At 71.6% G+C, this 13500-nt stretch carries 9 protein-coding genes; 3 read left to right on the top strand and 6 right to left on the bottom strand.

The features are described from left to right. Positions 1-24: 24 nt before the first annotated feature. Positions 25-1293, top strand: coding sequence for an alpha/beta hydrolase family protein (locus TR46_RS26960; RefSeq protein WP_161790203.1), 1269 nt, complete (start codon positions 25-27; stop codon positions 1291-1293). A 54-nt stretch (positions 1294-1347) separates the two neighbouring features. Here the strand turns inward: TR46_RS26960 and TR46_RS26965 are convergent, their stop codons facing one another. The 6 genes from TR46_RS26965 to TR46_RS26990 form a co-directional block, all read right to left on the bottom strand. Further along, positions 1348-2640: a protein kinase domain-containing protein gene (locus tag TR46_RS26965; RefSeq protein ID WP_052433121.1), complete on the bottom strand. Its 1293-nt coding sequence runs from the start codon at positions 2638-2640 to the stop codon at positions 1348-1350. 148 nt (positions 2641-2788) lie between these two features. Next, entirely contained in the window at positions 2789-4540 is a 1752-nt protein-coding gene (locus TR46_RS26970) for an RICIN domain-containing protein (protein ID WP_042405971.1), read from the bottom strand. A 219-nt stretch (positions 4541-4759) separates the two neighbouring features. Further along, positions 4760-5521 (bottom strand): carbohydrate ABC transporter permease, encoded by a 762-nt coding sequence (locus tag TR46_RS26975; protein WP_042406044.1) that lies wholly within the window; start codon positions 5519-5521, stop codon positions 4760-4762. Between the two features lie 116 nt (positions 5522-5637). Then, the gene (locus TR46_RS26980; protein WP_042405973.1) at positions 5638-6657 is read right to left on the bottom strand and encodes a carbohydrate ABC transporter permease; all 1020 of its coding nucleotides are present in this window, start codon (positions 6655-6657) and stop codon (positions 5638-5640) included. A gap of 83 nt (positions 6658-6740) precedes the next feature. Beyond that, positions 6741-7994, bottom strand: a complete 1254-nt coding sequence (locus TR46_RS26985; RefSeq protein ID WP_042405975.1) for a sugar ABC transporter substrate-binding protein — start codon at positions 7992-7994, stop codon at positions 6741-6743. Positions 7995-8074: 80 nt separating this feature from the next. Beyond that, positions 8075-10057 (bottom strand): glycoside hydrolase family 127 protein, encoded by a 1983-nt coding sequence (locus TR46_RS26990; RefSeq protein ID WP_042405977.1) that lies wholly within the window; start codon positions 10055-10057, stop codon positions 8075-8077. Between the two features lie 207 nt (positions 10058-10264). Between TR46_RS26990 and TR46_RS26995 the strand changes: the two genes are divergently transcribed. Both TR46_RS26995 and TR46_RS27000 read left to right on the top strand, forming a co-directional pair. After that, complete coding sequence (locus tag TR46_RS26995; protein WP_084718959.1) at positions 10265-11287, top strand: LacI family DNA-binding transcriptional regulator; 1023 nt, start codon at positions 10265-10267, stop codon at positions 11285-11287. A gap of 87 nt (positions 11288-11374) precedes the next feature. After that, the gene (locus TR46_RS27000; protein WP_042405979.1) at positions 11375-13477 is read left to right on the top strand and encodes an alpha-glucuronidase; all 2103 of its coding nucleotides are present in this window, start codon (positions 11375-11377) and stop codon (positions 13475-13477) included. Positions 13478-13500 lie beyond the last annotated feature (23 nt).

Raw genomic sequence — 13500 nt, forward strand, 5'->3', positions numbered from 1 at the left:
GCGAGCCCAGCACGGACACGGAATGTGGCGCGGGACTTCGCCGCACTGCTGCGGACGGAGCGTTTCGCCGACACCGTGAGACTCTTCGCGCCACCGCTGCGAGCCGCGGTCTCCGCGGAAGCGCTGCGGCTGGCCTGGGTCACCCAGACGGCCGCGCAGGGCCCGGTGTGCGCGATCGGCGAGCCGACGGTCCTTCCCGACAGGTCCGCCGGAGCAGACGGAGCGGACGCAGCCGACGGCTCCCCGGTCCGCTTCCGCATCCCGGTGACCTGCGCGGACGGCGGCTTCACCGTCGTGACCTCGGTCGGCGGCGACGACCTGCTGCACGGCCTGCGGTTCGCCCCGCACGGCGACGCCGAGTGGCAGCCGCCGCACTACGCGGACCCGTCCCGCTTCACCGAGCGGGACGTCCAGCTCGGCACCGGCCCGCTCGCCGTGCCCGGCACGCTCAGCCTCCCCGCCGGTCCCGGGCCGTGGCCCGCCGTGGTGCTGCTCAGCGGCGGCGGCGCCTTCGACCGGGACGGGACCAGCGGTGCGAACAAGCCGCTCAAGGACCTCGCCTGGGGTCTCGCCTCACGGCAGGTGGCCGTCCTCCGCTTCGACAAGGCCTCCTTCGCTTACCCGGACCAGATTCCGTCGGACCCCACGATGTCCGGCGAGTACCTTCCGCCGGCCCTCGCCGCCGTCCGGCTGCTCCGGCAGCAGTCCGAGGTGGACCCGCAGCGGATCCACCTGCTCGGCCACAGCATGGGCGGCCGGGTGGCACCCCGGATCGCCGCCGCCGACCCGTCGATCGCCGGCCTGGTCCTGCTCGCCGCGGATGCCCAGCCGATGCACGAAGCAGCCGTCCGGGTGGCCCGCTACCTCGCGACCCTCGACCCCGGCCCGAACGCGGACAACGCGGTCGCGGCCCTGGTCGGGCAGGCCGCACTGGCGGCGAGCCCCGACCTCGCCCTCGACACCCCGTCGGAGCTGCTCCCCTTCGGCTTCCCCGCGGCCTTCTGGCTGGACGGACGCGACTACGACCCGGTGGCTGCGGCGGTCGGGCTCACCGACCTCCCCATGCTGATCCTGCAGGGCGGCCGGGACTACCAGGTCACCGAGGCCGACGACCTGACCCGCTGGCGGCATGCGCTGGCGGACCGACCCGAGGTGACCATCCGGCTGCACCAGGACGCCAACCACTTCTTCTTCGCAGGCAGCGGCCCCGCCACCCCCGCCGAGTACGCCCGGCCCGGGCACGTCGAAGCGGCGGTGGTGGAGGACATCGCCACCTGGCTCACCCGGCGGTAGGAACGGACCGGGCGGACCGACGGGCCGTCGGTCGGCGGCCCGGCCGGCGGGCCGTCAGGGCTTGACCGCGGCCAGGCGCACGGTGATGCGCGTCCCGTGGGCGGCGGTGCTGCCCGGCGCGGGTGACTGGGCGCAGACATGCGCGGGCGCGAATCCACTAACCGGACAGCCGCCGTGCACCACCGCTCCGACCTGGAGTCCGGCCAGTCGGGCACTGGTCCGGGCCTCCAGCAGGGACTTCCCGGACAGGTTCGGGGTGACGCCGTTCGGCTTGGCCCCACCCGCCGCCGCCCCGAGCGCGAGCGCCGCCGCGACGGCGACGGCGAGCACAGCGCCGGACACGGCCACCGCTCGGCGGCGCGATGTCGGTACCGGGCGCCGGGGCGCCTGCTGAACCGTCGACGAGAACGGCTCGCGGACCGTGGGCGGCAGCGGCTCCCGGACCGTCGCTTCATCACGCGGGGTGCGCGCACCGAGCGCCGAGGTCCCGGGCACAGCCGCGGCAGCGGCACCGGAGCCCAGTGCCGCCTCCACGGCCGCGCGCATCTCCGCGGCCGTCCGGAAGCGGTTCTCCCTGTCGCGCGCCAGCGCTCTCAGTACCAGCCGCTCGCAGTCCCCGCTCAGCGCGGAAGCGTGCGACGACGGGGGCGGCGGGTCCTCCCCGAGCCGCCGCCAGGCCACCTCCAGCGGGGTGCCGCCGGCGAACGGAGTACGGCCGGTGAGCAGCTCGTAGAGCAGGCAGCCGGTGGAGTAGAGGTCCGAGCGGGCGTCCACCGGCAGGCCCTCGGCCTGTTCCGGCGAGAGGTAGTCCGCGGTGCCGATGATCATCGAGGCCTGGGTCAGGGCGGTGGCGTCGCCGTTCATCGGCCTGGCGATGCCGAAGTCCATCACCTTGGTCCGGCCGTCGCCGGTGAGCATCACATTCGCCGGTTTGATGTCCCGGTGCACGATCCCGCGGGCATGCGCGTAGTCGAGGGCGTCCAGGATGCCCGCGGCCAGCTCCAGCGCCTCCCGTTCGGGCAGCGGGGCGCTCTCCCTGAGGAGTTCGGCCAGGGTGGAGCCGTGGACGTGCTCCATCACCAGGTACGGGAGCAGCATCCCGTCGACGGTGTCCTCGCCGCAGTCGTACACCGCGACCACGCCGGGGTGGTTCAGCGATGCTGCCGAGAGCGCCTCGCGCCGGAACCTGGCCAGGTACGTGGGGTCGACGGCGATGTCCGGCCGCAGCAGTTTCACCGCGACCGGCCGGTCCAGGCGCAGGTCACGGGCCAGATGCACTTCCGCCATACCACCGCGTCCGAGCAGCCCGGAGACCAGGTAGCGCCCGCCCAGCACATGCTCACCCACCGGATCCGCACCCCTCTGCGCTCGCTCCGCCGACACCGGTGCGGACCGTAGCCGGGGATCTTGTGAAAACCCGGTGGAACGCAGCGGCCCCGCGCAGCGGTTGCTGCGCGGGGCCGCCCGGCTGACGGACCGGCGGGCTGACGGCAGGTCAGCGTGCCGTCAGGGTCCAGAGGTGGTCGGCGGTGCCGTTGTCGTCCCACTGCAGGACCTGGGCGCCGGAGGAGGTGCTCATGTTGCTGACTCCGAGGAGCAGCCCGCTGTTGTAGTTGGCGATCTTGTACTGGCCGCTGCCGGCCGGGATCAGCTGCCACAGGTGGTCGGCGGTCCCGTTGTCACCCCAGATCAGCGCGGTGCCGCCGTCGGAGGTGCCGGCGTTGGTGATGCCGAGCAGCAGCCCGCTCGCCTTGTTGACGATCTTGTAGAGGCCCGATCCGGCGGCGGTCAGGGTCCAGGACTGGTCGGTGCCGGTGCTGGAGGTGGCCTGGTCGACCAGGGTGCCCTGGGCGGTGCCGGCGTTGGTGGTGTCCAGGGCCAGACCGCTGTTGACGTTCTTGATCTGGTAGGTCCCGGCCAGCGAGGTGTCGGTGCCGCTGGGCGTGATCACCAGGTGGTAGCCGTCGGAGGCGTTGGTCGCGACCGGCACGGTGATGGAGCCGCCGCTGACGGTGTAGTCGGCGTCGGAGATGGTGATCGGAGCGGAGACCGCGGTGGTGCGGCCCTTGGACGGGGTGTACTCCAGCTTGGCGTGCACGGTGCCGCCGAACGCGCTGAGCGAGCTCAGACCGTTGACGGTCACCGCGCTGGAACCCGCACCGCCGCCGAAGACCACGCTGACCTGGTTGCCGGCGCTGTTGACCGAGGCCATGCCGTCGATGCCGGTCTGTGCGGGCGGCGTGGTCGTCACCATGTTCCCGCTCATGTCGCCGTACCACTGGTACAGCCAGTAGGCGCCGTTCGGGGAGCCCCCGGTGTCGGTCAGGGTGTCACCGAGGGTGCCGTAGTGGTTCCAGAAGGCCATCTCGGCGTTGTTCACGCCGGCCCGCTCGAACTTGGCGGCGTAGCCGACCAGCGCGCCGGGCACGCCGACCTCGCTGGTGGTCCCGTACTCCTCGATGGCGATCGGCCGCGGGCTGAGGCCGAGGCTGGTCTCCAGGTTGCGGTAGGCGGCGACGTGCGCGGCTATGTTGGCGTCGCCCTGGAGCTCGTGCCAGCTGATGATGTCCGGGACGGTTCCGCTGGCCTTGGCGTCGGTGAGGAAGGTGGTCATCCAGCTGAGGTTCCAGGCCGAGTAGCTCGGGCCCTGGATGGGGGTGCTGGAGTCCTTGGACCTGACCTCCTTGTAGGTGGTGGCCCAACCGGCGTCGAAGCTGCCGGCGTTGGTGGTGTCCCAGGTCCAGTCCGGCTCGTTCCACAGTTCGTAGGCGCTGATGTTGCCGGCGCCGGACGCCTTCACGGAGGCGACCTGGGTGTCGACGGCGGACAGCCAGTTGCTCCAACTCACCCACTTGTAAGGGAAGTTCGGGTACCAGTCCGGCATCCGGACGACCACCTTGGCGCCGGCGCCGGCGGCCTCGGACGCCACCTTCAGCGCGTCGCCCGCCGGGGCGGGCTCGCCGTTGGGCAGCTGGGAGCCGCCCGGAGCCATCTGCACAAAGGTGTTGGGGTGCAGCGGGGCGACCACGCTCGCGGCCGGGGTCCCCGAGTTGGCCAGGCCGTAGAGGCTGCCGGTGGCGACGTGGGTGACGGTGCGGAACGGCTGGTTGGCGTTGACCACCAGGGTGGTGGCGCTGCTGGGGGCCGCGTGCGCCGAGGTGGCGCCGAGGGCGGTGGCCGAGACGGCCATGGCGAGGGTGCCGAGTAGGGCTGTCGCCCTGACTGCGGGGGTACCTGCGGTGGTCACGTGGTGCTCTCCTGACTGGTGCCGGGTGGGGTGGGGGTGGTGCCAATTGCGGAGGAGCGGTACGGGGGGTGCGGCGGCCCGGGACGGGGGGTGCGGGACGGCTGTTTGGCGCGGGTTGTGCATGGTCGGTCGCGCAGTTCCCCGCGCCCCTACGTGGGTGCGACTTTTTCTCAGCGGTTCAGTTGCAGCCCCTCGGGGGCGCGCGGGTGCGCCCCGCGGTCAGTCCTTGACCGCGCCTGCCGTCACGCCCGCGGCGACATAGCGCTGGGCCAGGACGAGCAGCAGGGCCGCCGGGATGGAGGCCACCACGGCGGTGGCCATGATGGCGTTCCACTCCTGGTTGTTGTTGCCGATGTAGCGGTAGATGCCGAGGGTGATCGGCTGCATGGAGCCGCCGCTGTCGAGGGTGTTCGCGAAGACGAAGTCGGACCACGCCCACAGGAAGCTGAACAGCGAGACGGTCACCAGCGCGTTGCGGCTGACCGGCAGGACCACCGACCAGAAGGTGCGGATGCTGCCCGCGCCGTCGATCAGCGCGGCCGCGGTCAGCTCGTCCGGGATGCCCGACATGAACGCGGTGAAGATCATCACGCCGAACGGGACGGCGATGGTGGAGTCGGCGATGATCAGGCCCCACCAGGAGTTCATCAGACCGAAGTTGAGGAAGATCCCGTAGAAGCCCATGGCCATCACGATGCCGGGGATCATCTGCGCGATCAGCAGCACCATCCCCAGTACGCCGCCGCCGCGCGGGCGGAGCTTGGCCAGCGCGTACGCCGCCGGGGCGGAGACCGCGAGGGTCAGCGCGACGGTGCCCAGGCCGATCAGCAGGCTGGTCAGCAGGTACGGCAACTGGTCGTTGAGAACGGCCTGGTAGCCCTGGAAGGTGGGGTGCAGCGGGAACAGGTCCGGCGGGTCCTTGCGCATGTCCTGCTGCGGGGTCAGCGAGACATTGATCATCCAGTAGACCGGGAACAGCATCAGCGCGGTCAGCACGACACCGACTGCGGTCCGGACGCGTGAACGCCGGCGCGGGGCGGACGCGGGAGCGGGTGCGGGGGCCGGGACGGAAGCCGGGGCGGGCACGGTGGCGGCGGTCATGCGGCCTGCCTCCTCTGGACGCGGATGTAGAACAGGCCGAAGACCAGGGCGATCAGGATGAGGATGTTGCCCACCGCCGCCCCGGGGCCGAACTGCGGGAGCAGGGAACCGAATCCGAACCGGTAGGACCAGGTGGCGAGGGTGGAGGAGGCGTTCCCCGGACCGCCCTTGGTCATGATCCAGATCAGGTCGAAGACCTTCAGCGTGTAGACCAGGCCCAGCAGCAGGGTGATCGCCGAGACCGGCCGCAGCAGCGGGAAGGTGATCCGGCGGAACTGCTGCCAGCTCCCCGCGCCGTCCAGCGAGGCCGCCTCGTACAGCTCGCCGGGGATGTTCTGCAGCCCGCTGTAGAGGATGACCAGGTTGAAGGGGATGCCGATCCAGATGTTGGCGATGATCACCGAGGTCAGCGCCCAGTTCGGCGAGGTGAGCCAGTCCACCGGCCCCACGCCCACCAGGTGCAGCCCGTAGTTGACCACGCCGGACTCGCTGTTGAGCATCCAGGCCCAGGTGGACGACGACACGATCAGCGGGAGCAGCCAGGGCACCAGGAACAGTGCCCGCAGCGTTCCGGAGAGCCGGAAGCCCCGGTTGAAGAAGACCGCGAGGGCCAGTCCGGCCGTGTACTGCAGCAGGATCGAGACCAGCGTGAACACCATGGTGTTGCGCATCGCGGGCCAGAAGGTGGGGTCGTGCAGCACCTGAGAGTAGTTGGCCCAGCCCGAGAACGGGGCGTCGTTGTCGACGAAGGAGCGGACCGTGTAGTGGTGCAGACTCAGGTCGAGGTTGCGGTAGAGCGGGTAGACGTAGAAGGCGGCCAGGTAGGCGACCAGGGGCGCGACGAACCCCCAGGCGATGAGCTGGCTGCGGCGGCGCTGTCGGCGCCCACGGGCGCGCGCGCCGGGGTCCGCGGGCTGTGCGGGCCCCGCGGACTCTGCGGGACCGTCGGTCCCTGCGGGGGTCGCCCTGGACGTGGCTGGTGACCGCTGGAGGCGATCGGCTCGTGCGGTGGTCATGCGGATGGCGCTCCTCGATGCGGTGGCGACGTCCAGGGACAGGCCCTCGGGCTGCGGGGCAGGCCCGAGGGCCGGACCTGCTGCTAGCCCTGGTGGTTGGCGACTGCGGTCTGGGCCGCGTCCAGGGCGGCCTGGGGGCTCTTGCCGCCGGAGAGCGCGGACTGCACCGCGGTCCACAGCTGCTCCGAGATCACCGGGTACTTGGTGCCCAGCCCGCCGCTGGTGCGGCCCTTGGCGGCGGCGACCGCGGTCACCCACGGCTTCAGCTCGGCGTTCTTGGCCACCTGCTGGGCCTGCACGGCGCTGGTGGGCGCGATGTAGGACAGCGTGGTGTCGGTGGAGAGCAGGTTGGTGGAGCTGGTCAGGCAGGAGACGATCTTCTTGGTGACGTCGTAGCGGGAGGTGTCCTTCTGCACCGGCACGGTGACGAACTCGCCGCCGGTCGGCGCCGGGGCCGCTCCCCCGTCCTTGGCCGGGATGCTGATGACCCCGTACGGGAAGCCGGCCTTGTCGGCGTTGGCCAGCTGCCAGGTGCCGTTCTCGCCGAAGGCGTACTGGCCGGTGGCGAACTCCTGCCAGCTGGTGGTCTGGGTGTTGCTGAGCACGTCGTTGGGGGCCAGCCCGTCGGAGACCCAGCCCTTCCACAGCGACAGGGCGGCCGTGCCGTTGGCGTTGTTCAGCTTGGTCAGGTCGCCGCCGGCGCCCCAGAACCAGGGCTCGAACTGGAAGCTGCCCTCCTCGGTGCCGATCGCGGAGAAGGTGATGCCCTTCTTCCCGGCCGCCTTGACCTTGTTCAGGGCCGCTGTGAGGGTGGCCCAGTTGGTGATGCCTGCGGCGTCGACCCCGGCGGCCTTGAGGACGTTCTTGTTGTAGTACAGGGCGAGGGTGTTGGCGCCGATCGGGATGCCGTAGGAGGCGCCGTCGACCGTGCCCGCGCCGATGATGTTCGACTGGATCGCGGAGGTGTCCAGTCCCAGGTCGCTTGTCTTGTTCAGGATCCCGGCCTGCACCAGCGTGGACACCACCGGGTTGTCCACCAGCATCACGTCCGGGGCGTTGCCCTGCTGGGCGGCGAGCAGCGCCTTGTTGCCCAGGTCGGTGGTGTCCATCCCGGTGCGCTTGACGGTCACGCCCGCCTGGGTGCCGCAGGAGGCGACCAGCTTGGCCCAGTCCGAGGTGGCGTCGAACTGCGGGTACGGGTCCCAGAAGGTGTAGCCGGCAGCCTTGGCGGTGCCCGATCCGGCCGTGGTGGAACCGCTGGAGGAACAGGCGGCGGCGGAGGCGAGGGTGCCGGTGGCCAGCACGGTGGCCAGCAGGGCGCGGCGCAGGTGTCTCATGGTGGGCCTCGTTGTCTGTGCGGAATGGTCTGTGCGGAGGGTGGTGGTGCGAGGGACGGGCGATTCGGCGCGCTGGGCGGTCAGTCCGTCGGGAGCCAGACGCGCATGGCGCCGCTGCTCCGGTTGGCCCAGGCGTAGTAGGGGATGGCGGTCAGCTCGATGGCCGTGCCGCCGTCAGGGGTGTGCTCGGACGTGTGGTCCGACGTGCTCGTGGCCGACGCCTCCGGGCGGGCCCGGTAGGGCCACCAGCCGGACGCGGTCGGGGCCGGGGTGCGGCGGTGGCCGCCGGCGAGAACGGTGACGACGCCGCCGAGCAGGTCGGGGCGGTCCTTGAGGGTGAGCGGGACGGCGGGATCGATCGACACGTCGTCAAGTCCGCCACCGGGGTGGTCGACCTGCTCCAGGCAGTACACCAGCGGGCCGCGCTCGATCGCCGCGCAGCCGCGCACCGCGTCGACCCGCGGGTCGGCGACCACCAGGCGCGGGGCCAGGTCCAGCTCCAGCACCAGCTCGTCGCCGGCCGCCCAGGTCCGTTCGACCCGCAGCCAGCCCTCCCCCGCAGCGGCCCCGGCCACCGGCGCGCCGGTGTCGGCGTGCCGCAGCGTCCAGCTGTCGCACCACTCCGGGATGCGCAGCGACAGCGTCCACGGCTGCTCCGGGCTCTCCTCGACGGTCAGTCGGATCAGGCCGTCCCGGGGGTATTCGGTGTTAACGCTCACAACTGCTGACGCACCGTCGGCATCGCCGGTGAAGCGGCCCGAGGCGTACTGGTGCAGCTGCAGGCCGTGCCCGTCGGTGGAGCTGAGGTAGTGCTCCAGGCTGGCCAGCAGCCGCATCACGTTCGGCGGGCAGCAGGCGCAGCGGAACCAGCGGGTGCGGCGCGAGGACTGGTCGCCGCCGTCGTCGACATAGCCGTCGCGGACCTGGAGCGGGTTGACGTACAGCCAGGTCTCGCCGTCCAGCGACACCCCGGCCAGGAAGCCGTTGAACAGGGTGCGCTCGATCAGGTCGCTGTACCGGGCGCGGCCGGTGAGCAGCGCCAGCCGCCAGCTGAACTGGATCGAGGCGATGGCGGCGCAGGTCTCGCAGTAGGCGCGCTCGTTGGGGAGCTCGTAGGGGTCGCCGAAGTCCTCCTTGTCGTGGTGCGCGCCGACGCCGCCGGTCAGGTGGGTCTTGGTGGTGGCCATCGCGTGCCAGAGCCGCTCCGACGCCGTGGCCAGGGCCTCCTCGCCGGTCTCCGTCGCCAGGTCGGCGGCGGCGGCCAGCAGGTAGAGCTGCCGTACCGCGTGGCCCTCGACGGTGTCCGCCTCGCGCAGCGGGACCCGGTCCTGGCAGTAGGGCTCGCCGCCCTGCAGGCCGTGGCCGTGCCGGTCGACGAAGTAGCCGGCCAGGTCCAGGTAGCGCTGCTCGCCGGTCTCCCGGTACAGCTCGACCAGGGCGGTCTCCACCTCGGGGTGGGCGTCGAAGCTGTCGATCGGCCGTCCGCTGCCCTCGGGGCCGAAGACGGTGTCGATGTGGTCCGCGAAGCGGCGGGCGACGGTGAGCAGCTGCTCGCCGCCGGTGGCCCGGTGGTGCGCGACAGCCGCCTGGATGAGGTGGCCCGCGCAGTAGAGCTCATGGCCCCAGCGCAGGTCGGAGTAGCGGCCCTCGCCCTTGCCGGCCTGGAACCAGGTGTTGAGGTAGCCGTCCTCCTCCTGCGCGTCGGCGACCAGGCCGATGATCCGCTCGACCTCGGCGGCCAGCTCGCCGGAGCCCGCCCCGCCCTGGGCCAGCTGCCAGGAGGCGGCCTCCAGCCACTTGTAGACGTCGGAGTCGACGAAGGGGTAGTGCCCCTCGAAGGCCCCGTCCTCCTTGCCCGCGACCAGGCGCAGGTTGTGCAGGTTGCCCGCGGATTCGAGCAGTTCGGGGCCCTGCGGGATGCTCACTCCGGCGTTGGTCGACCGCCGGTCGGTCCAGAATCCCGCGGTCACCGTCGGCGCGGCCGTCGGCCGCAGTGCGGCCCGTGCCTGGGGGCCGAGCCGGACCGGGCCGGTCGCAGTGGAGGCGGAGAGGGTGCGGGACATGGAACTCCCAAGATCGTTTTCGGAGCGGTGTCGCAAGCCGGGTCCTAGAAAATTGCGCAAACCTTTTTCAAGCCGGAAACGTAAGGTCAACCCAGCGGGGCGTCAAGGGGGTGCGCAAGATAAGTTTTCGTTGGACTACGACTGGTCAGTGCCGGTCTTCGCTGGCACTATGAGGTTTCCCAGCCCATCTGAGCAAAGGATTGCCCCGTGTCTGACCCGGTTCGCTCTCCCACCAGGACGAGGGCCACCACCCTCACGGACGTGGCGGCGCTCGCCGGCGTGAGCGTCGGGACCGCGTCCAAGGCGTTGAGCGGCAACGGGAGGATGCGCCCCGAGACCCGTCAGCGGGTGCTCGACGCGGCCCAGTCGCTGGACTTCCGTCCCAACCCGCAGGCGCAGAGCCTGCACACCGGCCGCAGCTGGACCGTCGGGCTGATGACCACCGACGGGATCGGCCGGTTCAGCACCCCGGTGCTGCTGGGCGCGGAGGACGCGCTGGGCGCCGGGAAGATCTCGGTGCTGCTCTGCGACACCAGGGGCGACCAGATCCGCGAGCAGCACCACCTCAGCAATCTGATGGACCGTCGGGTGGACGGCATCATCGTCACCGGCCGCCGCACCGATCCGCGACCGCCGCTCTCCGGGGTCAGGGAGATCCCGGTGGTCTACGCACTGTCGCCGTCGACCGATCCGGCCGACACCTCCGTGGTTTCGGACGAGAGGCACGGCTGCCAGCTGGCCGTCGACTACCTGCTCGGCTCCGGCCGCACCCGGATCGCGCATGTCACCGGCCCCGCCCACCACGCCGCCGCCAGCGACCGGGCCCGCTTCACGACGGAGCTGCTGGACCAGGCGTCGCTCCCGCTGGCCACCGGGCGGGTGCACTACGGCGACTGGAGCGAGGCCTGGGGTCGCCGCGCCGCGGACGCGGTGCTGCGCTCGGCACCCGACACCGACGCATTCTTCTGCGGCAACGACCAGATCGCCCGGGGGGTCACCGACACCCTCCGCGAGCGCGGCGTGCCGGTGCCGGAGCAGATCGCGGTGGTGGGCTACGACAACTGGGAGACCATGACGCTGGCCGCCCGCCCGCCGCTGACCACCATCGATGTGGACCTGGCCGAGATCGGACGGATCGCGGCGCTGCGCCTGCTGGAGGCGATGGACACCAATCCGAGCCCGGGGCTGCACCAGGTCCCGTGCCGGCTGGTGGTGCGGGAGTCGGCCTGAATGCCGCCGATAGTTTCGAAAAAATATCCGAAATAGTGTCCGCGCAGGCCTGCCGAAAGGCGGGTCCAAGCCGTTAATATTCCTGCCGTGATCCGCTCTGACATACCCAGTTCGCTGGAATCGAAAGTTTCGAACGTCCACCCGGCGTGGCTACCCGCAGAGGCGTTCCGGGCGATCGGCTCACGCCCGTCCCTGGTGCACGGCGCCGGGATGCTGATCGACACGGTGCGCACGGAGGTCGGGCAGGCTGCGGCCCGCTACGGCGGAAGCACCGCGGCGGGGGGTGAGGACGCGGGCGCCGGGCCGGTCGATCTGGTGCTCGCGCTCACCGGTGCCCCGGAGCGCCCGAACGCCGAGGCCGCGGCCGTTCTGGCGCAGTTCCATGACGACGCGCCCGGGGCCGCCATCGGCGACGAGGGCTTCCTGCTCGGCCGCCGCAACGGTGTCACCGTGGTCCTCGCCGACCACCCCGCCGGACTGCTGTACGGACTGTTCCAGCTGGTCCGCCTCGGCGAGGCCGCCTTCGGCCCGGAACCCGAGCGCGCGGTGGAGCACCACCGCCCCGCCGTGGCCCGACGGATGGTGGACCACTGGGACAACGTCGACGTCCATCCGGTGATGGGCCAGGTCGAGCGCGGGTACTCCGGCGGCTCGATCTTCTGGCGGGACGGCGGTCCGCTCGGCGACCTGGCCCGGGTCCGGGCCTACGCCCGGCTGCTGGCCGCCTGCGGGGTGAACGCGGTCTCGGTCAACAACGTCAATGTGCACGGCACCGCGGTCCGGCTGCTCACCGACCGGCTCGGCGATGTCGCCGCCATCGCCGACGAGCTGCGCCGCTACGGGATCCGGGTGCACCTCTCGGTCAACTTCGCCTCGCCGGTGGTGCTCGGCGCACTGCCCACCGCCGACCCGTTGGACCCGGAGGTCCGTGCCTGGTGGTCCGATGCCGCCGCCCGGGTGTACCGGGCGATCCCGGACTTCGGCGGCTTCGTGGTGAAGGCCGACTCGGAGGGGCAGCCCGGCCCGTTCAGCTACGGCCGCACCCACGCCGACGGAGCCGACATGCTGGGCGAGGCGCTGCTGCCGTTCGGCGGTACGGTCCACTGGCGCGCCTTCGTCTACAACCACCAGCAGGACTGGCGGGACCGCTCCACCGACCGGGCCCGCGCCGCCTTCGACCACTTCGCCCCGCTGGACGGCGAGTTCGGCGCCAATGTGGTGCTGCAGGTCAAGCACGGCCCGATGGACTTCCAGCCGCGCGAACCGCTGTCGCCGGTGATCGCGGGACTGCCGCGGACCCGCCTGGCCGTGGAGTTCCAGGCCACCCAGGAGTACACCGGCCAGCAGCGGCACGTGTGCTACCTGGGACCGATGTGGAGCGAGGTCCTCGGCTTCCGCCCCTGGGGAGCCGACGGCGCGACCGTCGCCGACCGTGCGGCCGGCGGCGACCTGGTCGCCGTCTCCAACGTCGGCGACGACCCCTACTGGACCGGCCACCCGCTCGCCCAGGCCAACCTCTACGCCTTCGGCCGGCTCGCCTGGGACCCGCGGGCGGACCCGATCCGCCTCCTCGACGAGTGGATCGACCTCACCTTCGCCCGCACCGCGACCGCGGACCCGGGACCGCTGCGGGACACCCTGCACGCCCTGATGGACGGCTCCTGGCGCAGCTACGAGCGCTGCACGGCCCCCCTGGGCGTCGGCTTCATGGTCCGCCCCGGCCACCACTACGGCCCGGACGTCGACGGCTACGAGTACACCCCCTGGGGCACCTACCACTTCGCCGACCACGACGGCATCGGCGTCGACCGGACCCGCGCCACCGGCACCGGCTTCACCGGCCAGTACCCGGCCCCCTGGTCCGACGTCTACGAGTCACTCGCGGACTGCCCGGACGAACTCCTGCTCTTCTTCCACCACGTCCCCTACAGTCATGCGCTGAAGTCCGGACGCTCCGTCATCCAGCACATCTACGACACCCACTTCACCGGCGCCGCGGAAGCCGCCGAAGCACGCTCGCGCTGGGAGCGGCTGCCCGCCGAGGGCGTGGTCGACCCGGCACTGCACGCCCGTGTCCTGGAGCGGCTGACCGAGCAGGTCCGCTCCGCCGAGGAGTGGCGCGACCAGGTCAACACCTACTTCTTCCGCAAGTCCGGAGTCCCCGACGCCCGGGGCCGGACCATCTTCTGAGTCCACGGGTCGGCAGGTTCACG

It is taken from the genome of Streptacidiphilus carbonis, from assembly GCF_000787775.1.
GTDB lineage: Bacteria > Actinomycetota > Actinomycetes > Streptomycetales > Streptomycetaceae > Streptacidiphilus > Streptacidiphilus carbonis.